Here is a 24,295-nt window from a genome sequence, read left to right as displayed (position 1 = left end):
GTCTAGATCTCATACATGGGAGCCGTCCGTGAACCAGATTATCCGCATTGGGATTGATACGTCGAAGTATATTTTTGTGCTGCATGGGGTTGATGCGGCGGAGCAGGTGGTGCTGCGCAAGAAGCTGTCGCGCAAACAGGTGCTGGAGTTCTTCGCCAAATTGCCGCCGACCGTGATCGGGATGGAGGCCTGCGGGGCTTCGCAACATTGGGCGCGGGAGCTTTCCAAGCTCGGTCACGAAGTGAAGCTGATGGCACCGCAATTGGTTAAACCCTACGTGATGCGGAACAAGAATGACGGGCGGGATGCAGAAGGTCTGTGTGAAGCGATGAGCCGGCGGAGCATGCGCTTCGTGCCGGTGAAGACGGCCGAGCAGCAGGCTGCGCTGATGCTGATGGGCGTCCGCGACGGATTGATCGTCCGGCGCACCCAGCTGACCAATACGATCCGCGGCCATGCGGCGGAGTATGGCCTGATCGCACCCAAAGGACTGGACGCGATCGAGCCACTGCTGGCGCGGATTGCGCAGGACGAGACGCTTCCCGCCCTGGCACGCGAGCTGTTTGTGGTGCTGGGCCGGGAGCGCGCCAGGCTCGAGGGTGAGTTGAAGGCGGTTGAGGCCAAGCTGATGGCCTGGCACCGCGGCGATGCCACGGGCCGGCGCCTGGCTGAGATCCCCTCGGTCGGTCCGATCGTTGCAACCGCGCTGGTGATGAAGACACCTGATCCGCACGCGTTCCGTTCTGGTCGTCATTTTGCGGCCTGGCTGGGATTGACACCCAAGGACCACTCTACCGCCGGCAGGACCAGGCTTGGCAAGATCACGCGGGCGGGCGATGAGGACCTGCGCCGTCTGCTGGTCATCGGGGCCACGGCGGTGATCCAGCAGGCCAGGCGCGGACGCGGTCATCACTCGCGCTGGCTGCTGGCCCTGATCCAGCGCAAGCCGCCGAAGCTTGCGGCCGTGGCGCTTGCCAACAAAGTAGCCCGTATCGCCTGGAAGTTGATGGCGACGGGCGAGAGTTACGAGGCGGCACGGATCAAGCCCATGACAGCCGCCGCCTAATCGATTGGCCGGCCGGCGGGCTCGCTCGCCGGTCGACCCGGAGCTGCAGGAGCAGATGGAGCGATCGATCGAGCAACGATGCGAGACAATCCGTGGGACCCATCGGCCGTCAACAGGTCGCCTGGTTGTTTGGAACTCGCATCGCGCAACCCATCTTGGCCAGCGATCGACCGATCGCACTCAACAGGCCGGACATATGGATGCAAGCGATCCGATCTCACCAAAAAGCTCTTGTGCCACGGGGGCCGTCCACATATGGGTCCCGGCCTTCGCCGGGACGACCACTTTTGATGCCTTGAGGAAACACAATGACCCATCCGTCGATCCACGCGCGCACCCATCCGAACAAGATCGCCTATCAGATGGCGGGCAGCGGCAAGGCCATCACCTATCGCGAGCTCGACGAGCTTTCGAACCAGGGCGCCCATCTGTTCCGCTCGCTCGGCCTGAAGGCCGGCGACCACATCGCGCTGCTGATGGAAAACCGGCTCGCCTTCATGGAGATCTGCTGGGCCGCGCAGCGCTCGGGTCTCTATTACACCGCGATCAGCCGCTACCTGACGGAAGAGGAGATCGCCTACATCATCAAGGATTGCGGCGCGAAGGTGTTCATCACCACGCCGCAATGCGCCGACAAGGTGAAGGGCCTGATCAAGGGCGAACCAGGCGAGCCGCTGTTCTACATGATGGACGAGCCCGCACCGGGCTTCCGCTCCTATGACAAGGAGGCCGGCGCGCAGCCGACCACGCCGGTTGCCCACGAAGTTGCGGGCTACGACATGCTGTACTCTTCCGGCACCACCGGCCGGCCCAAAGGCATCAAGAGGGAGTTCGAAGGCAACCGGATCGACGTGCCGAACCCGTTCCTGCGGATCCTCACCGCCGACATGTGCGGCATGAATGCGGACAGCATCTATCTGTCGCCGGCGCCGCTCTATCACGCGGCCCCGCTGCGCTTCAACATGATGGCGATCGTGCTCGGGGGCACCTCCGTCATCATGGAGCATTTCGACGCCGAGGAATTTCTGAAGCAGGTCGAGAAGCACAAGGTGACGCAGTCGCAGCTGGTGCCGACCATGTTCGTGCGCATGCTGAAGCTGCCCGACGAAGTGCGCGCCCGCTACAAGGTCTCGTCGCTGAAGGGCGCGATCCACGCCGCGGCGCCCTGCCCGGTCGACGTCAAGGCCAAGATGATCGAATGGTGGGGACCGATCCTGATCGAGTATTACGCCGGCTCCGAAGGCAACGGCGTCACCGTCTCGACCTCGCAGCAATGGCTGACCCACCGCGGCACGGTCGGCCGCGCCGTGGTCGGCAAGGTCAAGATCCTCGACGAGAACGACGAGGAGGCGCCGACCGGGCAGATCGGCCAAGTCTATTTCGCCGACGCCCCGGCGTTCTCCTATCACAACGATCCGGAGAAGACGAAGAGGGCCTATAACGCCAAGGGCTGGTCGACGCTCGGCGATGTCGGCTACCTCGACGAAGAGGGCTTCCTCTATCTCACCGACCGCAAGAGCTACATGATCATCTCCGGCGGCGTGAACATCTATCCGCAGGAGACCGAGGACGTGCTGATCACGCATCCCGCGGTCTCCGACGTCGCGGTGTTCGGCGTGCCGAACGAGGAGATGGGCGAAGAGGTCAAGGCCGTGGTGCAGCCGCACGACATCGCCAGGGCCGGCAAGGAGCTCGAGGCCGAGCTGATCGCCTTCTGCCGGCAGCATCTGTCGCCGATCAAATGCCCGAAGAGCATCGACTTCGAGCAAGATCTGCCGCGCACGCCGACCGGCAAACTGGTGAAGCGCCATCTGCGCGACCGCTATTGGCCGAAGGCGCCTGCCAGGGCGTGACCGCGGTTCGCCCCTCCCCGGAGGGGCCGCCGCCGCGCGCGGCCAAAATATCGAAAACAACCCCATGCAAAGGAGCTGGCCGCTGGCGGCGTTCGACAAGGCAGCTTGACACGTCGGGCAACTAAGGGATAGATTTCCAATATTCAGAAATGGCGCAAACGAGCCGCACCCGCCCTCCAGGGGAGAATGAAGAGCGCATGCGGGACGCCGCTTGCGCCCAGCCCACCGACCTACAACTCCTCCGCCGGCTCGCAGGCAGCCGACGCCGCGGCGCGCAGGTGCAGCTGCCCGTGCTTGCCTGATGCCGTAGTGGTCCACTGCGCATCGATCTGCTGAAAATCCTCCGACAGCTTGCCGCGGTGGCTGCCGCCGGTTTCGAACGCCCCGTTGCCATCGGGCGATCGTTCGAAGATCTCGATCTCGAGATCGGACAGCCGGATGAACATCTGCACGCCGATCTTGGTCACGTGGCGACCGACCTCATATGAACCGCAGCCCCGCGCTTCCGCATTCTGCTCGTTCAGGGCCTGCACTTTGTCGAAGGTAATGACGACGTTCTGCACCGCGTTGTCGCCGTCCCACAGGAATTCGCCGACATAGGCGCGCGGCAGTTTCTCGGTGAACTGCTTGATGTCGGCGGCCCGCACCGCCGACATCAGCACCAGACTTGCCGCCACGATCGTCACGCCGAGACGCGACATCCAGCCGGGCAGCTCTGCAATCCTCGCGTGGCGCATGCGGTATGCATCCCGTGGCCAAAGTTGCTATCGTCAATCAATGGCCGCCAGCATACAGCCAAATGGTTCTGCGGCGATGCCCAACAGGTGATCTGCACAATGGAAGCCCTCCCCGACGTCCCGCTCCCCTCCACCATCCGCTCGCGTTATGTCGACGGGATCAACGGCCTGCGCATGCATGTGCTGGAAGCGGGCTTTGAAACAGCCGGCCGGCCCTGCCTGTTGCTGCTGCACGGTTTTCCGGAGCTGGCGTTTTCCTGGCGCAAGGTGATGCCGAAGCTCGCCGCTGCCGGCTATCACGTCATCGCGCCGGACCAGCGCGGCTATGGCCGCACCACCGGCTGGAGTGCGGAGTATAACGGTGATCTCGCGTCGTTCCGCCTGCCCAATCTGGTGCGCGATGCGCTCGGGCTGGTCGCAGCGTTCGGCAACAAGCACGTCGATGCGGTGATCGGACACGATTTCGGCTCGTCGGTTGCGGCGTGGTGCGCGCTGATCCGGCCCGACGTGTTCCGCGCGGTCGTGATGATGAGCGCGCCGTTTTCGGGTCCGCCGTCGCTGCCGTTCAACATCGCGAGCGCGCCGGCAAAGCCCGCGAGCGAAGACCCCGTGCATCGCGCGCTCGCCACGCTGCCGCGGCCGCGCAAGCATTACCAATGGTACTATTCGACGCGCCCGGCCAATGACGACATGCATCGCGCGCCGCAGGGCGTGCACGACTTCCTGCGCGCCTATTACCACCACAAAAGCGCGGACTGGAAAGACAACAAGCCGTATCCGCTACAATCCTGGTCGGCGGGCGAATTGGCAAAACTGCCGACCTATTACGTGATGGATCTCGCCAAGGACATGGCCGCTACCGTCGCCGAGGAGATGCCGTCACGCGAGGCGATCGCCGCCAACACATGGCTGCCCGATAGCGAGCTCGCCTATTACAGCGCCGAATACCAGCGCACGGGATTCCAGGGCGGGCTGCAATGGTATCGCTGCGGCACCTCGGGCGCGTTCACCCCGGAACTACAGACCTGGAGCGGCCGCACGATCGACCAGCCGTCCGCCTTCATCTCGGGCAAGCAGGATTGGGGCACCTATCAGCGACCCGGTGTGTTCGAGGCGATGCAGACCAAAGCCTGCACCAACATGATCGGCTGCCATCTAGTCGACGGCGCCGGCCATTGGGTGCAGCAGGAGCAGCCGGATGAGGTGAGCCGGCTGCTGCTCACATTCCTGCGAGAGGCCGGCGCGCAGCGCTAGAGCTTTTCCCGTTCCGATGGAATCGGAACGGGGCTCTAGATTCTTGTTTTGACGCGTTTTCTTCACGCGAACCGGTACTTCGCTCGAAAACGCTCTAGACGCCCGTTCGGCCGTCGCGTCGCATCCCGTTGATCTCAGTCGTTTTCTTCGCTCAACCCGCGCGGCTTGCCGGTGCTGCGGCAGCGAATCCCGGCCAATCCGGATTTGACCCAGCGCCGATGCAACTCTATATTTTAGAACTATTCTAATTCTAAACTCAGTGAGCAAGGCGTTGCCGTGAAGAACTTTGCCGATCTGACCGAGCGCGAGGTGCTGGCGGTCGCGATCGCCTCCGAGGAGGAGGACAGCCGCATCTACATGACGTTCGCGGAAGATCTCGCCGGGCGCTATCCCGACACCGCCAAGATTTTCGAGGAGATGGCCGAGGAGGAGCGCGGCCATCGCCACCGGCTGCTCGAAACCTACGAGCAACGCTTCGGGGCGCATCTGCCGCCGATCCGGCGCGAGGACGTCAAAGGCTTCCTGCGCCGGCGGCCGATCTGGCTCACCAAGAACCTGCCGCTCGACACCATCCGCAAGGAAGTCGAGACCATGGAGCTGGAGGCCGAGCGCTTCTATTCCAAAGCCGCCGAGAAGGCCGAGGATGTCGGCGTGCGACGGCTGCTCGGCGACCTCGCCGAGGAGGAGAAGGGCCACGAGAAGCTCGCGGTGAAGCTGACCGGCGAGATCCTCAAGCCCGACGTGCGCGCCGAGGAAGACCGCACCCGGCGGCGGATGTTCGTGCTGCAATATGTGCAGCCTGGCCTCGCCGGATTGATGGACGGCTCGGTCTCGACCCTGGCGCCGCTGTTCGCCGCCGCCTTCGCCACGCATCACAACTGGCAAACCTTCCTGGTCGGGCTTGCCGCCTCGATCGGCGCCGGCATCAGCATGGGCTTTGCCGAGGCGCTGTCCGACGACGGCTCGCTGACCGGCCGCGGCTCACCTTGGCTGCGCGGCCTGACCTGCGGCTTGATGACGACGCTCGGCGGGCTCGGCCACACCATTCCCTATCTGGTGCCCGACGCCTGGCCGAACGCATTCTGGATCGCGACCGCGATCGCCGGGATCGTGGTGTTCTTCGAATTGTGGGCGATCGCCTTCATCCGCGCGCGCTACATGGACACGCCGTTCCTGCAGGCGGTGTTCCAGATCGTGCTCGGCGGCGCGATCGTGCTCGCGGTCGGCATCCTGATCGGCGCGGCGTAGCCGCTTGAGGCAAAGATGCGACCGCACCGGCACCTCGCCAGCATAGTGCTTCTTGCAGCGCCGCCGCTGCTCGGCTGGAGCGGACGCGCGCATGCGACCGACGAGATCCAGGTCTACAATGCCGGCATCGCGGAGGTCGGCCAGTTCACCATCCAGCAGCATCTCAACTATGTCGGGATCGGCCAGAAGGATCCGCCCTTCCCCGGTGGCTTCGCCTCCAACCACAGCCTCAACGGCACGCCGGAGTTTGCCTATGGCATGACGGACTGGTGGGAACTCGGACTCTATCTGCCGTTTGCCGTGCAGGACCGGCAGTTCCTGTCCGACGGCTTCAAGCTGCGCACGCTGTTCGTGTCGCCCAACGCAGACAAGCGCAACCTGTTCTACGGCATCAATTTCGAGTTCAGCTACGAAACGCCGAAATTTGCGCAGACCCGGTTCGGCATGGAGATCCGCCCGATCATCGGCATGCGCAACGCGGATTACGAGTTCATCGTCAATCCGATCGTCGACATCGGCTTCGGCAAACATGGCGAGGCGGATTTCGCGCCGGCCGCGCGCGTCGCTCGCAAGCTGAAGGACGATCTGTTCGTGGGATTGGAGTATTACGCCGACTTTGGCGAGATCGGCGCCTTCAGTCCGCTCGCCGAGCAGCAACACACGCTGTTCGCGGTGACCGACTTCAAGCTCGGCGAGTTCGACGTCAATTTCGGCGTCGGTTACGGCCTCACGCCGGCGTCGGACCGTCTCGTCGTCAAGACGATCATCGGATATGCCTTCCCGGTACCGGGCGCCAAGGGAACGGAGCGGGCAAGCGCGAACGGCGCCATCAATCCGCTGGCGCATCTGGTCCGCACGCAGCACGCCGTTCTAGATTGAGCCGACGACCTCAATGCGGATTGAAAGTCCATGACCGACCGTCTGCACTACGGCGCAACCGCCAAGCTGCTGCATTGGGTGATCGTCGTCCTGCTCGCCGTGCAATACCCGATCGGCTGGCTGATGCCGGACATTCATCGCGGCCAGTCTCCGGGTGCCGCGATGACGTTCCATATCTCGTTCGGCATCGTCATCCTTGGTCTCATTGTGCTGCGGTTTGTCTGGCGATTGACGCACCCGGTTGCGCCGGAAAGCTCGCTCCCGCCGTGGCAGCGGCGGAGCTCGGAAGCCGTGCACTGGATGCTCTATGTCCTCGTGCTGGCGACGACGGTCAGCGGCTGGCTGTTTGCATCGTTTCGCGGCTGGAGCGTCTCGTTCTTCTACATGATGCCGCTGCCCATGCTGGCCTCCGACAATGCCGCGGCAGGCAAGGCGATCGATGGCCTGCATCAGGCCGCGGAATGGTCGCTGCTGGTGCTGATCGGCCTCCACGTCACGACAGCGCTGGTCCATCTGCTGATCTACCGTGATCGCATCATGCAGCGCATGCTTCCGAGCTAGGCGTCAGCGCAATTGCGATCAAGCCGGTCTTGCCCGCCTGCCCCATTCTGCGCATGATCGCCGCCAAAATCAGGGGAGCACGCCGTGGCCAAATCGCAATACAGTTTCAAGACCGCCGTCGAACTGTCGAAGGCGCTGCGCAACAAGCAGGTCTCGGCGGTCGAGCTCGCACAGGACGCGATCGGCCGCATCGAGCGCCATGACGGCAAGGTCAACGCGGTCTGCGTGCGCGATTTCGAGCGCGGCCTCGCCGCCGCCCGCGCCGCCGATGCCGCGATCGCGCGCGGCGAGCACAGGCCGCTGCTCGGCATCCCCATGACGGTGAAGGAATCCTACAACGTCGCCGGCTTGCCGACGACCTGGGGCTTCCTGCCGCACAAGGACTTCGTCGCGACCGAGGACGCGCTGTCGATTCAGCGGGTGAAGGACGCCGGTGGCGTCATCCTCGGCAAGACCAATGTGCCGGTCGGGCTCGCCGACTGGCAGAGCTACAACGAGATCTACGGCACCACCAACAATCCCTACGACCTTGGCCGCACGCCGGGCGGCTCGTCCGGCGGATCGTCGGCGGCGCTCGCCGCGGGCTACGGCGCGCTGTCGCTCGGCTCCGACATTGGCGGCTCGCTCCGCGTCCCGGCGTTTCATTGCGGCGTCTATGCGCACAAGCCGACCTTCGCGCTGCTGCCGTCGCGCGGCCACACCGCGCCGCCGGCGCCGCCCATCATCTATGAGCGCGACCTTGCGGTGACCGGCCCGATGGCGCGCGGCGCAGCCGACCTGTCGCTGCTGTTCGACGTGATGGCGGTTCCCGATCCGCTCGATGCCGGCAAGGCCTATCGCCTCGACTTGCCGGCGGCGCGCCATGCCAGCCTGAAGGATTTCCGCATCCTCGTCATCGATACCGATCCGGTGTTGCCGACCGACAAGGCGGTTCGCGGCAGCATCGACAAGCTCGCGAGCCATCTCGACAAGGCCGGCGCGAAGATATCGCGTTCGAGCCCGCTGCTGCCGGATTTCGCGGCGTCCTCGCGGCTCTATATGCGGATGCTGCTGTCGTTCCTCGCCGCGACCTTCCCGCCGGAGGTCTATGCCGGCGCCTGCGCGGCGGCGGCCGCGCTGCCCGCCGGCGACACCAGCCTGCAGGCCGAGCGGCTGCGCGGCATCGCGCTCAGCCACCGCGACTGGGTGCAGGCGACGGTCGCCCGATCGCGGCTGCGCGCGCAATGGCGCGAGCTGTTCAAATCGTTCGACGCGGTGATCTGCCCGATCATGCCGACGCCGGCCTATCCGCACGATCATGAGCCCGACCAGGAGCAGCGGCGAATCCTGATCGACGGCGAGCCTTACATCTACACCGACCAGCTCGCCTGGCCCGGCATCGCGACCCTGCCCGGCCTGCCTTCGACTGCGATCCCGACCGGATTTGCGCCCGACGGATTGCCGGTCGGCGTGCAGATCGTCGGCCCCTGGCTCGAGGACCGCACGCCGCTGAAACTCGCCGAGCTGATCGAGCGCGAATTCGGCGGCTTCGTGCCGCCGAAGATGTTTGATGATTGATACTTGCCATCGTCATTGCGAGCGAAGCGAAGCAATCCATATATCCGTCTGCGCGGAGGCGTGGATTGCGTCGTCGCTTCGCTCCTCGCAATGACGGGGGGAAACCGGGAGAAAACCAATGAGCAACGATCTCGAGGAGCTGACAAAGCTCAACAAGGATTACGTCGATTCAGTTCAGAACTGCGACGTCAAGCGCTTCGATGAGATCCTGGCGCAGGACTTCTACTGCACCAATCCCGACAAGAGCCTGGTCGACCGCGCTGCCTTCCTGAAGCAGACGGCGATCCCGGTGAAGATCAAGGGCCTGAAGGCCGAGGACGTCAAAATCCGCATCCTCGGCGATTTCGCCATCATCCACGCGAAGACCAGCTACACCAACGCGGACGGCGAGCCGGCACACGGCCGCTACACCGATTGCTGGGCGCGGCAGAACGGAAAATGGCTCGCGGTATCCGCGCATGTCGCGCGGTGAGGGATTGAGATGTCGTCCCGGCGCAGGCCGGGGCCCAACCACCGCAGCTTGTGGTGAGTAAGGAAAGTCGTCCACCACGTGCCCAAAGCGAGGCCGCGGCGTATGGGTCCCGGCCTACGCCGGGACGACACACGGTCAGCTGTCGAACATGATCACGCTGCGCAGCGTCTTGCCGGCTTTCATGTTGGCAAAGCCCTCGTTGATCTCGGAGAGCTTCAGCTTGGCCGAGATCCAGTCCTCCAGATGCAGCTTGCCGCGCATGTAGAAGTCGACGAGGCGCGGCATGTCGACACGGAAGTGGTTGGAGCCCATCGACGAGCCCTGGATGCGGCGCTCGCGCAGGAAGTCGAAGCCGTGCAGCTCGATCTTCTGGCCGAACGGGATCATGCCGACGATGGTCGCGGTGCCGCCCGCCGCCAGCATGGCGAAAGCCTGCTCGGCGGTGTCCTTGCGGCCGAGCACCTCGAACGAATGCTGCACGCCGCCGCCGGTGAGTTCGCGTACCTGCTGGACCACGTCGCCGCGGGCAGGATCGACGATGTCGGTGGCGCCGAGCTTGGTCGCAAGCTGCAGCTTGGCCGGATTGGTGTCGATCGCGATGATGCGGCCGGCGCCGGCGATCTGCGCGCCGTTGATCGCGGCCATGCCGACGCCGCCGCAGCCGATCACAGCCACCGTCTCGCCGGCAGTCACCTTCGCGGTGTTCACCACGGCGCCATAACCGGTGATGACGCCGCAGCCGATCAGCGCGGCGAGATCGAGCGGCATCTCCTTCTTGATCTTCACGATGGCGTTCTCGTGCACCAGCATCTGCTCGGCGAACGACGACAGATTGAGGAACTGGTTGAGCTTCTCCTTCCTGCCCCACGACAGGCGGTTGGAGGCGCCGGGCAGCATCTTCACCGTGGTGTCGGTGCACAGCACGGTGCGGCCGGTGGTGCAATTGTCGCACGTGCCGCAGAACACCGACAGGCAGGTGACGACGTGATCGCCGGGCTTCACGTAATTGACGTCGGAGCCGACCTTCTCGACCACGCCGGCCGATTCATGGCCGAGCACCGCCGGCAGCGGATGCGGATACAGGCCCTCCATGAAGTGCAGGTCGGAATGACACAGGCCCGCGACCGCGGTGCGGATCAGGACCTCGCGCGGCCCCGGATTGGGCACGCTGACATCCTCGATCACCAGCGGCTGATTGACTTCATGCAGAACGGCGGCCTTCATCGGAATTTCCTCTCATGTTTGTTCTTGTGCACGCTCTCCACCTCTCCCAAAGGGAGAGGTCGGAGCGCATCGAAGATGCGGTCCGGGTGAGGGGTCGAGATCATCGATAGAGCGACACCCCTCACCCGAATCGCTGGCGCGATCCGACCTCTCCCCGATGGGAGAGGTGAGACTGCGCAAGCGGCCACAGTGAGCCTACGCTGCGTCAAGCAATTCGCCAACCTCGGCCATGCCGACGGCGCGATCGCCGAGCAGGTGCTCGGTCATCCTGCGCTGAACGGTATTTTCCGCAAGCCGGAACGGATCGCTCGGCATCACACGGTGATCGATCACCATCCGCGACAGCAGCAGCCGGCGCGCGTCGCCGCGCATCTCGTGGATGCGCCCGCCTTCCCACGCCAGCGCGATCGCGCTTGCAACGTGATAGAGCAGGCTGGTGGCGCGCCGTGCATCGCCTTCATTGTCGACGCGGCTCGCCACCTCGCGCGCAAGCGCGACCGCACGATCGCTGAGATCGCGCAGCCGGTTGCGCCAGGCCTGCGGCACATTCGGGCTGTCATCGAGCCGCGCATGCAGATCGGCGGCGAGCGCATTGTCGGCGCCATGGCGGCCGACCGCGCGCTTCAGCGCATCGATCGCGACGATGTTGCCGGTGCCCTCCCAGATCGAGCCGAGATGCGCGTCGCGCAGCAGCCGCGGCGTGACGAATTCCTCGATGTAGCCGATGCCGCCGCGCATCTCCATCGCATCGCCGCAGACTTTTCGGGCGTCGCGGGTGGCACGGAATTTCAGCGTCGGCGTCAGGATGCGCAGCAGCGCCGCGGCGTCCTGGCTGCCGGCCTCGGCGCGGTCGAGCGCGTCGGCTGTCAAAAAGCTCATCGACAGCGCCTGCTCGGTCGGCAGCATGATCTTCATCAGTTGGCGCCGCGCCAGCGGCAGGTCGATGATGCGCTGGCCGAACACCACGCGGCCCTTCGCCACGGTGATCGCGTCGTGCCAGGCGCGGCGCATCAACGCGGTCGATTTCACGCCGTTGGAGAGCCGCGACGAGTTCACCATCTCGGCCATCTGCACGAAGCCGCGGTCGAGCTTGCCGACGGCGTAGGCGATCGCGCCCTCGAGCTTGATCTCGCCCGAAGCCATCGAGCGGGTGCCGAGCTTGTCCTTCAACCGCACGATCCGGTAATGGTTCTGCGAGCCGTCATCGAGGAAGCGCGGCATCAGGAACAGGCCGACGCCGCGGGTGCCCGCCCCGGCGCCTTCCGGCCGCGCCAGCAGCATCACCACCTTGGCATCGGCGTTGGAGCAGAACCACTTCTCGCCATAGAGCCGCCAGTGATCGCCCTCCTGCACGGCGCGCGTGGTCAGCGTGCCGACATCGGAGCCGCCCTCCTTCTCGGTCATGAACTGGCCGCCCTGCGTCAGTCTGCTCATGTCGGTCTGGGTCAGGCCGTCGAGATATTTCGCCTTCAACGCCTCGCTGCCGAAATTCGTCAGCAGCTTTGCACACCCGTCGGTGACGTTGATCGGGCAGCCCATGCCGAATTCGGTCTGGTTGAACAGGAAGGTGAAGGCGTGCTTGGCCACCACAGGATACTTGTCGGGCCAACCCATGATGCCCTTGCGGAGCGACAGGGCATGAATGCCGAACTCGCCGAACGCGGCCTTCTCGATCTCGCGATAGGCCGGATGATATTCGATGTGCTGCACGTCACGCCCGAACTTGTCGCGCTGATGCAGCACCGGCGTATGCCGGTCGGCAAGCCGCGCGCATTCGTCGAGATAACCTCCGGCCAACCCGCCGAGGCGATCGAGATGCGGCTCGATATGGCGGAACAATGCGTCGGGCAGATGCAGCTTCAGAAGGTCGGTCAGCGCCGGATCGGCCCGGTAGAAATTCATTCCCGTCGTGTCGGGCGCCAGCAGCCCCGGCTGGTTGGTGGCGGCTGACGTTTTAGGATCCTGCTTGTGCGGCTGCATTGAATTCCCGGCATCTAGGCTCATTTGTTTGGGCACGACTATCCTCCTCCGGCCGAGCAAAGGAAAGCCCAATGGATATTCCAAAGTACAAGATCGCCCTGATCGTCGGTGCCGGCGCGGGCCTCAGCGCCTCGTTGACGCGACTATTTTCGCGAGAGGGAATTCGCGTGGCGCTGGGCGCCCGCAGCATCGAGAAACTCGGCGCGCTCTGCACCGAAACCGGCGCGCGCGCCTATGCCTGCGATACCACCAAGGCCGAGGATGTCGAACGGCTTTTTGGTCTGGTCGAGCGCGAGATCGGAACACCTGATCTCGTGGTCTATAACGCCTCCGGCCGCTCGCGCGGCCCCTTCGTTGAACTCGTCCTCTCAGAGGTCGAGCAGGCGATTGCGGTCTCGGCATTCGGCGGCTTCCTGGTGGCGCAGGAGGCGGCGAAGCGCATGCTGCCCAACAAGAAGGGCGCGATTCTGTTCACCGGCGCCTCCGCCAGCGTGAAGGGCTATGCGCAGTCGGCGCCGTTCGCGATGGGCAAGTTCGCGTTGCGCGGCCTCGCGCAGAGCATGGCACGCGAATTGTCGCCGCAGGGCATCCACGTCGCGCATTTCGTGATCGACGGCGGCATCCGCAGCGCCGCCCGCACCGAGCCCGCCGACCGGCCGGACTCGATGCTCGATCCCGATGCGATCGCACTGAGCTACTGGAACGTGCTGCAACAGCCGCGCAGCGCCTGGACCTGGGAGCTGGAATTGCGGCCCTGGGTTGAGAAGTTTTGAGATGACGTAGATCATGTAAGCGGCGTAGGCTGGACGCAAACCGCCGCTACATTCGTCATTGCGAGGAGCGAAGCGACGAAGCAATTCATTCCTCCACTTGTAGCGGCATGAATTGCTTCGCGGAGTCTGTCATCCGGCGGCGCTGCGCGCCGACCGGGTGGCTCGCAATGACGGATGGAACTGGGGAAGGAAAACATGTCGAACGAAATCAAGATCGAGACCGGCACCGACGAACTGCTCTGCGTGATCCGCGATCGCGTCGCCGTCATCACGCTGAACCGCCCGGACGCCCGCAATTCGCTGTCGGATACGCTGACGCCGGCGCTGCGCACGATGATCAGGACCTGCGGCGAGAACCCCGAGGTCGGCGTGCTGCTCGTCACCGGCGCCGGCAAGGCGTTCTGCGCCGGCGGCAACGTCAAGGGCATGGGCGCGCATCGCGACAAGAAGAAGCTCGAAATGTCCTATGAGGACAAGGTCGCGGATTTGCAGGAGCGTCAGCGCCTGCTCACCGGTGCGCTCGCCTCGGTGCGCAAGCCGACGATTGCCGCCCTTCCCGGCCCCGCGGTCGGCGCCGGCCTCGCGATCGCGATGGCCTGCGACATCCGGATCGCCGCACAATCCGCTTTCATCTCGACCGGTTACTTGCGCGTGGCGCTGAGCGGCGATTACGGCATGGCCTGGCTGTTGACGCGGCTGGTCGGCACCTCGCGCGCCCGCGAATTGATGTTCACCTCGGAGAAGGTCGACGCCGCAAGATGCGAGCAGATCGGCCTCGTCAACCGCGTGGTGCCGGATGAGACGCTGCAGGACGAAGCCTTCGCGCTGGCGAAGTCGATCGCCGAGGGCCCGACGCTGGCGCTGCGCTACATGAAGGACAATCTCGACGAGGCGCTGCAGTTCGACTTCGCCACCGCGCGCGACCACGAGGCCGAGCGGCTGATCCGCCTCACCACGACGGCCGATCACAAGGAGGCGGTGCAGGCCTTCATCGAGAAGCGCAAGCCGGTGTTCCGGGGGAGTTGATCCCAGATCAGTGTCCCGTCATTGCCGGGCTTGACCCGGCAATCCATCGCAAAGGAATGCCTTTGTTTGATGGATGCGCGGGTCAAGCCCGCGCATGACGAGCGGAAATCGCGGCAAAGGCACGGGCTGAAGAAAAGGGCCCGGTTCTGGAGGGGCCAGAACCGGGCCAGTCAGTCAAACCGCAAGCGAGGACATCACGGCCGAGCGGGAAGTGGCGGCAAGCCGCCAGCTGGCACAGGGAATGTCTTGCGGCTCGACGTGGATCTCTTTCACGAAGCGCACCAGCTTCCAGTCGCCGGGGCTCTGGGTGAAGGCGTAGCCCGACTTGCGGGCGAGGCCGATCATCGTCGCATTGGAACGCAGCGTGTCGCCGAAGATGCGCTCGGCTCCGAAGGACGCCGCGCGGCATTCGAGATTCTTCAGCAGCGCCTTGCCGATGCCGTGGCCCTGCCACCGGTCATCGATCGACAGGCCGAACTCGACGCTCGACGTATCGGCATGGAAGGCGTAGCGGGCTTCACCGACGATGGTCTCAAAGCCATCGACCAGCATCGTCGCGACCACCGTGAACCGGTCAGCCTCGCCGACATGGATGAAACGCTCGAGCTCCGTCTTCGGCAGCTCGCTCAACGCGCCCAGGAAGCGATTGTAGCGGGATCCCGCAGAGAGCGAGCGGATGTAGCTCTGCAGCTCCTCGCGGTCGCGCGGCTCGACGAAGCGAACCTTGACCTCGCTGCCGTTCTTGGCGCGCAGCACGTCAGAGTATTGCTTGAGATCGTCGAGATGCAGCGCAACCATGACACGCTCCTCGGGTGAAGAAATTGGCCGGCGCCCCTCATCGAGGCGGCGCCAGCGGTGGCGTCCTTCTCAGGCCCGCCAGAACGGCTTCTCGGTCTCGAAAACGATGTCGCTGCGGGACATGCCGATGTCGTGCAGGTCGCGCTCGGTCCACTGCGACAGCTCGCGGCGGCGCTCGTAGCGCTCCCACCAGACATGCAGGGTCTCGCCGACCTGGTTCAACAATCCGGGCGTATGATGATTTGTCATCGATTCATGGGTAGAAATGGACATCTGCGGCTCCTATCGGTAACCTATTGGCCGCAATATCTGAGCAATTCGGTCCACTCACAAACGACACTTTGTACCGTTTCGCATGAATTAAAGTCATGCATTTGGAGACGCGCCGGAGATGACCAGCCGCCTGCCTTCGCTAAATGGCCTGAGGGCGTTCGAGGCCGCCGCACGACATATGAGCTTCACCCTGGCGGCGTCCGAACTGAACGTGACGCAGACCGCGATCAGCCATCAGATCCGGCGGCTCGAGGAGGAGCTCGGCGTCCGCCTGTTCATCCGCCAGAACCGTTCGCTGAGCCTGACGCCGGAGGCTACGGAATACCTTCCCGGCGTCCGCGCCGCCTTCAACGACCTCAGGCTCGCCGCCGACCGCCTGCTGCGCCGGGACGACGATCACGTGCTGACCGTCTCGACGCTGGCATCGCTTGCCGCCAAATGGCTGCTGCCCAGGCTGTCGGCCTTCCAGGAGGCGCATTCCGGCATCGACGTTCGCATAACCACCTCGACCAGCCTGGTCGACTTCCAGCGCGACAAGGTCGACGCCGCGATCCGCTACGGCCGCGGCCAATGGGCCGGCCTGCGCGCCGACTGGTTGATGGCGGATGAGCTGTTTCCGGTGTGCAGCCCGTCGCTGCTGCAGGGAACCAAGCCGCTGAAATGCCCTGAGGACCTCAGGGATCACACGCTCCTGCACACCAGCAACGCCAACAGCGATGACTGGCGGCTGTGGCTGACCGCGGCGGGATTGCCGACGGATATTTCCAAGCAGCCCGGCGTCACCTTCGACCTGCTGTTCGTGACGATCCAGGCCGCGATCGACGGCATCGGCATCGCGATGGGCCGCACCTCCTATGTGCAAGACGACATCGCCAAGGGCCGCCTCGTGGTTCCCTTCAAGATCGCACTGCCGGCCGACGCCGGCTTCTACCTGGTTTCGCCGCAGGGACGCGCCGATACGCCAAAGCTCTCCGCGTTCCGGAGCTGGCTCGGTACTACGGCGCACGCCGCGCCTTGATGTGGCGCATGCGACGGCCGGAGCTTCGGTCCTGATTGAACCAGGGCTGAGGTGCTAGATCATTGTTTTGACGCGCTTTCTTCGCGCGAACCGGTATCCCGTTCGCTCGAGACGCTCCCTGCGATGTCCACCTACGGCTTTTTTCCCATAGGCCCCCGCGTGATTTCGGGTTGGTCGCGCCGGACAGGCGTGCCAAATTGCCGCACATGGCAGTTAACTGCTTCGGCCGGCGAGACAATTTGCGCCGGCCGTTTCGTCATGGGGAGGAAAGGGCGTTATGTCGCAGTCGAGTTCATCGCAAGTCCCGCAGATCAAATCGCGTCTTGGCGCCATCCTGCGCGCGACCAGCGGCAATTTCCTCGAGCAGTTCGACTTCTTCCTGTTCGGTTTCTATGCCCAGGCGATTGCGAAGGCCTTCTTCCCCTCCGAGAACGAGACCGCGGCGCTGCTCAACGCGTTCGGCGTGTTCTGGCTCGGCGCCTTGATGCGCCCGGTCGGCGCCGTCGTGCTCGGCGCCTATATCGACCGCATCGGCCGCCGCAAGGGCCTGATCGTGACGCTGTCGATCATGGCTATCGGCACCGTGGTGATCGCGCTCTGCCCGAGCTATGCGACCATCGGCATTGCGGCGCCGATCATCGTGCTGATCGCGCGCCTGCTGCAGGGCTTCTCCGCCGGCGTCGAGCTCGGCGGCGTCTCGGTCTATCTCGCGGAGATCGCCACGCCCGGCAATCGCGGCTTCTACACCTCGTTCCAGTCGGCGAGCCAGCAGGTCGCGATCTTCGTCGCCTCGATCCTCGGCTTCGTCCTCAGCGAGAGCATGCCGGCCGCGACCGTTGCCTCCTGGGGCTGGCGCATCCCGTTCTTCGTCGGCTGCCTGATCATCCCGGTGATCTTCTTCCTGCGCCGGACGCTGGAGGAGACCCCGGCGTTCCTCGCGATGAAGAAGCATCCGACCGCGAGCGAGGTGTTTGCCTCGGCGATCGCGAACTGGCGCATCGTCGTGCTCGGCATGATGATCGCGGTGCTCACCACCACCACCTTCTACTTCGTCACCGTCTACACGCCGACCTTTGGCAAGACCGTGCTGAAGCTCTCGACCCAGGATGCGCTGCTGGTGACGCTGCTGGTTGCGGTGACCAACTTCATCTGGAATCCGGTCGGCGGCGCGGTGTCCGACCGGATCGGCCGCAAGCCGGTGCTGCTGGCGATCGCCGGCCTGTCCCTCATCACGGCCTATCCGGCGCTGCACTGGCTGGTGACCAATCCGTCGTTCGGCAAGATGCTGGCGGTCGAGATGATGTTCTCGTTCTATTTCGGCGTCTACAGCGGCACCATGCTGGGCTGCCTGGTCGAGATCGTGCCGGCGCATGTCCGCACCACCTGCTTCTCGCTGGCCTTTGCACTGGCGGCCGGGCTGTTCGGCACCTTCACGCCGTTCGCCTCGACCTGGCTGATCCAGCAGACCGGTGACAAGGCTTCGCCCGGCTACTGGCTGATGTGCGCCGCAGCGCTCGGCATCGTCGCCGCGCTGATCGTCTATCGTGGCGGCCAGACCATCGAGCAGCGCGAGACGGTTGCGGCCTGATATTCCACTTCGCGGCCGGGCGGGCTCGCTGGGCATGACTTCTCCGGAAAATCGCGACACGCTTTTCCGGATCATGCTCATGCGCCCGGCCGTGTTGCTTTCCATGCCAACAACGATAACAAGAACGCATGGTTGATCTGACGCGCAGGTTCGAGGTCCTGGTGATCGGCGGCGGCAACGCCGCGCTGTGCGCTGCGATCAGCGCACGGCGCGCCGGCGCCTCGGTGCTGGTGCTGGAAGGCGCCCCGAAATTCTATCGCGGCGGCAACACCCGCCACACCCGCAACATGCGCTGCGCCCATGACGCGGCGACCGAGATCCTCACCGGCCCCTACACCGAGGAGGAATTCTGGAACGATTTGCTGCTGGTGACCGGCGGCCAGACCGACGAGGAACTGGCCCGCTTCATGATCCACGAATCCAAGGACATCCTGAACTGGATCGTCGAGCAGGGTGTGCGCTGGCAGCCGTCACTCGGCGGCACGCTGAGCCTTGGCCGCACCAACTCGTTCTTCCTCGGCGGCGGCCGCGCGATGCTGAACGCGCTCTATCGCACCGCCGAGGAACTCGGCGTCGACATCCTCTACGATGCCGAAGTCATCGACCTCACGGTCGAGGACGGCATGTTCCTTTCGGCGCAGCTGAAGCAGCCGGTCGGCGGCAAGACCGAAGTCCGCGCCTCGACCCTGGTCGCGGCCGCCGGCGGCTTCGAGGCCAACATCGAATGGCTGAAGGAATCCTGGGGTGATGCGGCCGACAATTTCCTGATCCGCGGCACGCCCTATAATCGCGGAGCTATCCTCAAGATGCTGCTCGCCAAGGGCGTGCAGGAGATCGGCGATCCGACGCAATGCCATGCGGTGGCGATCGACGCGCGCGCGCCGAAATTCGACGGCGGCATCATTACGCGCCACGACTCGGTCGTGTTCGGCATCGTCGTCAACAAGCACGCCGAGCGCTTCTACGACGAGGGCGAGGACATCTGGCCGAAGCGCTATGCGATCTGGGGGCGGCTGGTCGCCGCGCAGCCGGACCAGATCGCCTACATCATCTTCGACTCGACCGTGGTGACGAGCTTCATGCCGACGCTGTTTCCGCCGATTGCGGGCGCGACGATTGCCGAGCTCGCCGGCAAGCTCGAGCTCGACGCGGCCGCGCTGGAAAAGACCATCACCGCGTTCAACGCCGCAGTGCAGCCCGGCACCTTCGACCACACCATCCTCGACGACTGCGCTACCCAAGGCATCACGCCACCGAAGACGCATTGGGCGCGCCGGATCGAGACGCCGCCCTATCTTGCCTATCCGGTGCGGCCGGGCATCACCTTCACCTATCTCGGCACCCGCGTGAACCGAGAGGCGCGGATGCTGATGAAGGACGGCAAGCCGTCCGCCAACATGTTCGCCGCCGGCGAGATCATGGCCGGCAACGTGCTCGGCAAGGGCTATGCCGCCGGCATCGGCATGACCATCGGCAGCGTGTTCGGCCGCGTCGCCGGCCGGGAAGCAGCCAGGAATGCGCGGAACTGAAGGCGGGACTGACGCGATGCACGGGACGAGGATCTTGCAGGAAGCCGACCGTCTGATGACGGTATGCAATTCCTGCCGCTATTGCGAGGGCCTGTGCGCGGTGTTTCCCGCGATGGAGATGCGCCGCGCCTTCTCCGACGGCGATCTCAACTACCTCGCCAACCTCTGCCATGGCTGCGGCGCCTGCTACACCGACTGCCAGTTCTCGCCGCCGCACGAATTCAACGTCAATGTACCGAAGACGCTCGCGGTCGCGCGCGCCGAATCCTATGCCGCCTATGCCTGGCCCCGCGCCTTTGCCGGCGCGTTCGCGCGCAACGGCCTCGTCATCAGCCTGATCGCAGCGCTCAGCGTCGCCGCCTTCATCTTCGGCTTCGCCGCGGTCAATGATCGCGGCGAGCTCACCGGCATCCACACCGGTCCCGGCGCGTTCTACAAACTGATGCCGCACAATGCGATGGCGCTGCTGTTCGGCGCCGCCCTGCTCTACGCGATCCTGGCGCTGGTGATGGGCGTGCGCGCGTTCTGGCGCGACATCGGCGAGCCGGTCGGCATGACGACGGATGCGAAGGCGTTGTTGCAGGCGGTCCGCGACGCCGGCGAGCTGCGCTATCTCGACGGCGGCGGTGTCGGCTGCTTCAACGAGGACGACCAGCCGACCGACCGCCGCAAGCTGTATCACCACTTCACCTTCTATGGCTTCGCGCTGTGCTTCGCCGCGACCTGCGTCGGCACGCTGTATCATTACCTCCTGGCGCGCGAGGCGCCCTATGCGTGGTGGGACCTGCCCGTGGTGCTCGGCACGCTCGGCGGCGTCGGGCTCGTGGTCGGCCCGCTCGGACTCCTGTCGGAGAAATGGAAGCGCGACCGCGTGCTGGTCGACGAGCAGCGCATGGGCATGGACACCGCGTTCATCCTGATGCTGTTCCTGACCAGCATTACCGGCCTCGCCCTGCTGCTGTGGCGCGAGACCGCCGCGATGGGCCCGCTGCTGGCGCTGCATCTCGGCGTGGTGTTCGCGCTGTTCATCACCATGCCCTACGGAAAATTCGTGCACGGCATCTACCGCTTCGTCGCGCTGGTGCGCTATGCGCGGGAACGGCAGATGATGACGGAATGAATGGCGGAGGGTTAGCGCAGCGTAGCCCGGCTTGCGAACTCATCCTGCATCGGGCTTTGTCGCCAGAGCGCAGAACCACTCATCTGTCTCGACCAGCCGAGCCTGCGAGAAGCCGGCTGCTGCCAACTTTTCCGCCACCCCTTCCTTGGGCTGTCCGGAGTAGCGCGTAAAGCCGAGTGCGATCCTGCCGCTCGGCTTCATCACGCGCCGGACCTCCCGTAGCCCGGCGACGGCGTCCGGCCAGACTTGCATCGAGTTGATCGCCAGCACCTTGTCGAAGCTATCCGCATCGAATGGCATGCGCTCAACGGAGCCAAGCCGAAGCTCGACACGACCATCCTCGATCGCGGCCACGTTCCGGGCGCGAGCTTGCCCGACCATCTCCTGCGACGGATCGATGCCCGCGATGCGTCCCGCCGGCACCAATATCGACAGGCGATGAATGACGGCGCCCGGACCAAACCCGATCTCGAGCACGCTGTCATCAGGTCCGACCTCGAGGCGATCTGCGACCCACGCGCCGCAATCGGCATTGGTGCGCGCCATGATCATGCCGCCGAGCCTGCCCAGGAGACCCCGAGGACGGCCAAACGCCCGCAAGAGTATGCTTTGCATGACGCTCACCGATTGCCATCTCCGGTGAACAGGGTTTCGGGACGGTCGCGGCTACAAATCCACCACCACGTAGTCGCTCTCCACCGCGACCTTGATGGTCTCGGCGACATACGGCCCCTTCACCACATTGGTGCCCGGCTCGACGCTGACCGGATAGGCGCGCACGCGGAAGCGGCGCGGGTCGCAATAGGACTGGCCGGTGCGGATATCGAATTCCCAGCCGTGCCAGGGGCAGCGCAGGATTTCGCCGAGCTTCGTATATTCGATCTCGCCGGGGTCGGACGATGAGGCGAGCCCGATCAGCGGCCCCTCGCACAGCGCCGCGCCCTGATGCGGGCAGCGGTTCAGCAGGCCGAAAAACTCGCCCTTGACGTTGAAGACCGCGATCGGCCGTCCGTCGATCTCGAGGAATTTTCGCGAGCCCGGCGGCAGCTCGTCCACCGGGGCGATCACATGACGCGCCATCAATCGTTCTCACGCATGATCTGATTCGAAAAACCGGTTCCCACTTTTTCGGATCATGCGATACCGTACAGCTGCCTGGCGTTGTCGAGATAGAACGCCTGGCGATTGGCATCGCTGACGCCGGCCGGCAGCACGCGCGACGGCTCGTCGTAATCCCAATGCGGATAATCGGTCGCGAACAACAGTCTGTCCCAGCCGATCCACTCGATGGTCTGGAACAGATGGTCGCGGCTCTCCGGATCCTCCATCGGCTGCGTCGTCCACCAGATGTGGTCGCGGATATATTCCGACGGCTTGCGCTTCAGATGCGGCACTTCGGCATGCAGCCGCGAAAACACCTTGTCGAGCCGCCAGGCCAGCGACGGGGCCCAGCCGAACCCGGCCTCGACCATCACCATCTTCAATTTCGGGAAGCGTTCGAACACGCCCTCGAGCACGAGGCTCGCCAGCGCGGTCTGCTGGCACTGCGAATGCCCGACCATCTCCTCGATATAGTAGCTCGGCCATCCCGACGCGGTAATCGGGTTGCCGCCGAAGCCGAAGGCGTGCACGCCGATCGGAAGGCCGGCGTCCTGCGCCGCCTCATAGATCGGCCAGTAACGGCGCTGGCCGAGCGGCTCGACATTGCGGCTCAGCAGCAGCACCTGGACGAAATTCTTGTCGCCCGCGCGCTTGCGAATTTCGGCGGCGGCCGACATGCCATCCTCATTGGCGACGACGACCGAGCCTTTCAGCCGCGAGTCCTTGCTGGTCCACTTCTCAATCTGCCAATCGTTGATGGCGGAGCAGATCGCGCCGGCGAGATCCTGGTTGCGGATGCCCTGCCCGGTGTTGAGCGGGTTGAGCACGCCGAGCGCGACATTGTTGGGATCGAGGTGCTGCTTCTGCATGAAGGACAGCGACGAGCCCTGCGGGCCGCCTTCCGGCGGATAGGCATCGCGGCGCGACGCATTCGGCTGCGCCTTCGGATAGGGTGGGCCTTCCATCATGCCCTGATAGGCATGGACGCCGAAGGTCTCGAGATGCGCGTGCCAGCGTTTTTCGAGATACGGATACAGCTCGTCCTTGGTGGCGCGGGCCGGATGGATGTCGCAGTCGGCGATCGCGGTCTTGACGCCGGTCGGCGATGCGGTTTCGGGACGCTCGCGGAGCTGGATGTTCATGGCGTCATCTCCTTCACCTTGAGCCGGCCATAGGTCGCATGCGGATTATCGATCATGATCTTGCGTACCAGATCCTGCGACAACCCCTGCGGCAGCACCTCGTCACCGTCGAACTGCCAATGCGGATAATCTGATGAGAATAGGATCAATTCGTCCGACTGCATATGGTCGAACAAGCGGTTCAGCGTGTCTCCGTCCGGCGGCGCATCGACCGGCTGCAGCGAGAAGCGGATGTTGCTGCGCACAATCTCCAGCGGCGCGCGGTCGACCCACGGGGTCTCCATGCGCACGCCGCGCCAGAACTTGTGCAGCCGCCACAGGAATGGCGGCAGCCAGGTGAAGCCGGACTCCAGCATCACCATTTTCAGGTTCGGATGGCGCGCGAACACGCCCTCGACGATCAGGCTGGTGAGCTGGGTCTGGAACGCCTGCGCCTGCGCGACATAATCCTCGATGTGATAGGAGCCCCAGCCGACCGAGGTCGGCGGATTGTGATAGGCGCTGCCGGCATGGATGCCGACCGGCAGGCCGAGCCGTTCCGCCGCGGCGTAGATCGGCCAATAGTGGCGCTTGCCGAGCGGCATGTCGCCCATCACGAGCATCAGCACCTGTACGAAGCGCTTGTCCTGCGCACAGCGCTCGATCTCGGCGACCGCCTTCTCGATGCTCTGCACCGGGATCACGATCGAGCCGCGCAGGCGATCGTCCTTGTCGAGCCATTCCTTGACCAGCCAGTCGTTCAGCGCGCGGCAGAACGCATCGGCCATGTCCTCGGAGAACACCATCTGCACGCCGTAGAGCGGATTGCAGATGCCGTAGGCCGTGCCGAACCTGTCGAGCGCCTGGCGCTGCATGTCCGCAAGGCTCGAGCCCGGCTTGCCCTGCGCGGGACGCCAGTCCGGCCGCGACGAGATCGGCGAATTGGTCGGATAGGATTGCGAGATCAGGTCGGTCATGCCGCGCGTCGTCACCTGGTCGCGCCAGTAGTCGTTCATGTACGGCAGCAGGCTGGTGAGGTGAGGTACGGCGGGATGCAGATCGCAATCCACGCCGCCCGCGATCGGCGACGTCATGATGTTTCCTCCGCGCACGCTCT

General features: G+C 64.7%; 23 protein-coding genes. 14 read left to right on the top strand and 9 right to left on the bottom strand.

The window, feature by feature from the left end:
* Positions 1–28 precede the first annotated feature (28 nt).
* Both JEY66_RS03025 and JEY66_RS03020 read left to right on the top strand, forming a co-directional pair.
* A complete protein-coding gene (locus JEY66_RS03025) occupies positions 29–1,066 on the top strand; it encodes an IS110 family RNA-guided transposase (RefSeq protein WP_018269073.1) in 1,038 nt (345 codons plus the stop codon).
* 308 nt (positions 1,067–1,374) lie between these two features.
* Positions 1,375–2,919 (top strand): acyl-CoA synthetase, encoded by a 1,545-nt coding sequence (locus tag JEY66_RS03020; protein WP_018269113.1) that lies wholly within the window; start codon positions 1,375–1,377, stop codon positions 2,917–2,919.
* 230 nt (positions 2,920–3,149) lie between these two features.
* Here the strand turns inward: JEY66_RS03020 and JEY66_RS03015 are convergent, their stop codons facing one another.
* Positions 3,150–3,656: a hypothetical protein gene (locus JEY66_RS03015; protein WP_016840873.1), complete on the bottom strand. Its 507-nt coding sequence runs from the start codon at positions 3,654–3,656 to the stop codon at positions 3,150–3,152.
* 99 nt (positions 3,657–3,755) lie between these two features.
* Between JEY66_RS03015 and JEY66_RS03010 the strand changes: the two genes are divergently transcribed.
* From JEY66_RS03010 to JEY66_RS02985, 6 genes are all read left to right on the top strand, one after another.
* The gene (locus JEY66_RS03010) at positions 3,756–4,910 is read left to right on the top strand and encodes an alpha/beta hydrolase (RefSeq protein ID WP_016840874.1); all 1,155 of its coding nucleotides are present in this window, start codon (positions 3,756–3,758) and stop codon (positions 4,908–4,910) included.
* Positions 4,911–5,186: 276 nt separating this feature from the next.
* Positions 5,187–6,158, top strand: a complete 972-nt coding sequence (gene mbfA / locus JEY66_RS03005) for an iron exporter MbfA (protein ID WP_018269114.1) — start codon at positions 5,187–5,189, stop codon at positions 6,156–6,158.
* A 15-nt stretch (positions 6,159–6,173) separates the two neighbouring features.
* Positions 6,174–7,037 (top strand): hypothetical protein, encoded by an 864-nt coding sequence (locus JEY66_RS03000; protein ID WP_016846792.1) that lies wholly within the window; start codon positions 6,174–6,176, stop codon positions 7,035–7,037.
* A gap of 30 nt (positions 7,038–7,067) precedes the next feature.
* Positions 7,068–7,598, top strand: coding sequence for a cytochrome b (locus JEY66_RS02995; RefSeq protein ID WP_016846793.1), 531 nt, complete (start codon positions 7,068–7,070; stop codon positions 7,596–7,598).
* 84 nt (positions 7,599–7,682) lie between these two features.
* Positions 7,683–9,155, top strand: coding sequence for an amidase (locus JEY66_RS02990; protein ID WP_018269115.1), 1,473 nt, complete (start codon positions 7,683–7,685; stop codon positions 9,153–9,155).
* A 118-nt stretch (positions 9,156–9,273) separates the two neighbouring features.
* Positions 9,274–9,627 carry a nuclear transport factor 2 family protein gene (locus JEY66_RS02985; protein WP_016846796.1) on the top strand — a complete coding sequence of 118 codons (354 nt, stop codon included), beginning with the start codon at positions 9,274–9,276 and terminating at the stop codon, positions 9,625–9,627.
* Positions 9,628–9,762: 135 nt separating this feature from the next.
* On the opposite strand, the gene JEY66_RS02980 is transcribed toward JEY66_RS02985, so the two are convergent.
* Together JEY66_RS02980 and JEY66_RS02975 are read right to left on the bottom strand one after the other, a co-directional pair.
* Positions 9,763–10,851, bottom strand: coding sequence for a Zn-dependent alcohol dehydrogenase (locus tag JEY66_RS02980; protein WP_018269116.1), 1,089 nt, complete (start codon positions 10,849–10,851; stop codon positions 9,763–9,765).
* A 195-nt stretch (positions 10,852–11,046) separates the two neighbouring features.
* On the bottom strand, positions 11,047–12,831 hold the full coding sequence (locus tag JEY66_RS02975; RefSeq protein WP_016846798.1) for an acyl-CoA dehydrogenase family protein: 1,785 nt from the start codon (positions 12,829–12,831) through the stop codon (positions 11,047–11,049).
* Positions 12,832–12,902: 71 nt separating this feature from the next.
* Here JEY66_RS02975 and JEY66_RS02970 point away from each other — a divergent pair, with 71 nt between their 5' ends.
* Entirely contained in the window at positions 12,903–13,604 is a 702-nt protein-coding gene (locus JEY66_RS02970) for an SDR family NAD(P)-dependent oxidoreductase (RefSeq protein WP_016846799.1), read from the top strand.
* Positions 13,605–13,799: 195 nt separating this feature from the next.
* Complete coding sequence (locus JEY66_RS02965) at positions 13,800–14,630, top strand: enoyl-CoA hydratase (RefSeq protein WP_026191961.1); 831 nt, start codon at positions 13,800–13,802, stop codon at positions 14,628–14,630.
* 174 nt (positions 14,631–14,804) lie between these two features.
* On the opposite strand, the gene JEY66_RS02960 is transcribed toward JEY66_RS02965, so the two are convergent.
* Positions 14,805–15,428, bottom strand: a complete 624-nt coding sequence (locus tag JEY66_RS02960) for a GNAT family N-acetyltransferase (protein WP_016846801.1) — start codon at positions 15,426–15,428, stop codon at positions 14,805–14,807.
* A 69-nt stretch (positions 15,429–15,497) separates the two neighbouring features.
* Positions 15,498–15,701: a DUF1127 domain-containing protein gene (locus tag JEY66_RS02955; protein ID WP_026191962.1), complete on the bottom strand. Its 204-nt coding sequence runs from the start codon at positions 15,699–15,701 to the stop codon at positions 15,498–15,500.
* Between the two features lie 118 nt (positions 15,702–15,819).
* Between JEY66_RS02955 and JEY66_RS02950 the strand changes: the two genes are divergently transcribed.
* From JEY66_RS02950 to tcuB, 4 genes are all read left to right on the top strand, one after another.
* Positions 15,820–16,719: a transcriptional regulator GcvA gene (locus tag JEY66_RS02950; protein WP_016846803.1), complete on the top strand. Its 900-nt coding sequence runs from the start codon at positions 15,820–15,822 to the stop codon at positions 16,717–16,719.
* Positions 16,720–16,996: 277 nt separating this feature from the next.
* Positions 16,997–18,307, top strand: a complete 1,311-nt coding sequence (tcuC, locus tag JEY66_RS02945) for an MFS transporter (RefSeq protein ID WP_016846804.1) — start codon at positions 16,997–16,999, stop codon at positions 18,305–18,307.
* Between the two features lie 128 nt (positions 18,308–18,435).
* Positions 18,436–19,836: an FAD-dependent tricarballylate dehydrogenase TcuA gene (gene tcuA, locus JEY66_RS02940; RefSeq protein WP_016846805.1), complete on the top strand. Its 1,401-nt coding sequence runs from the start codon at positions 18,436–18,438 to the stop codon at positions 19,834–19,836.
* Positions 19,837–19,852: 16 nt separating this feature from the next.
* On the top strand, positions 19,853–20,956 hold the full coding sequence (gene tcuB / locus JEY66_RS02935; RefSeq protein ID WP_016846806.1) for a tricarballylate utilization 4Fe-4S protein TcuB: 1,104 nt from the start codon (positions 19,853–19,855) through the stop codon (positions 20,954–20,956).
* A 39-nt stretch (positions 20,957–20,995) separates the two neighbouring features.
* Here the strand turns inward: tcuB and JEY66_RS02930 are convergent, their stop codons facing one another.
* From JEY66_RS02930 to JEY66_RS02915, 4 genes are all read right to left on the bottom strand, one after another.
* Positions 20,996–21,502 carry a class I SAM-dependent methyltransferase gene (locus JEY66_RS02930; RefSeq protein WP_210215182.1) on the bottom strand — a complete coding sequence of 169 codons (507 nt, stop codon included), beginning with the start codon at positions 21,500–21,502 and terminating at the stop codon, positions 20,996–20,998.
* Positions 21,503–21,622: 120 nt separating this feature from the next.
* On the bottom strand, positions 21,623–22,036 hold the full coding sequence (locus tag JEY66_RS02925) for a Rieske (2Fe-2S) protein (protein ID WP_016846808.1): 414 nt from the start codon (positions 22,034–22,036) through the stop codon (positions 21,623–21,625).
* Between the two features lie 53 nt (positions 22,037–22,089).
* Positions 22,090–23,199 (bottom strand): amidohydrolase family protein, encoded by a 1,110-nt coding sequence (locus JEY66_RS02920; protein WP_016846809.1) that lies wholly within the window; start codon positions 23,197–23,199, stop codon positions 22,090–22,092.
* Positions 23,196–24,272: an amidohydrolase family protein gene (locus JEY66_RS02915; RefSeq protein ID WP_018269118.1), complete on the bottom strand. Its 1,077-nt coding sequence runs from the start codon at positions 24,270–24,272 to the stop codon at positions 23,196–23,198. Before JEY66_RS02915 ends, JEY66_RS02920 begins: the two co-directional genes overlap by 4 nt.
* Between the last annotated feature and the right edge of the window lie 23 nt (positions 24,273–24,295).

It is taken from the genome of Bradyrhizobium elkanii USDA 76 (assembly GCF_023278185.1).
In the GTDB taxonomy this organism is placed as follows: Bacteria; Pseudomonadota; Alphaproteobacteria; order Rhizobiales; family Xanthobacteraceae; genus Bradyrhizobium; species Bradyrhizobium elkanii.
Note: the sequence above shows the minus strand (reverse complement) of the source record. Positions and strands in the feature narration are given on the sequence as shown.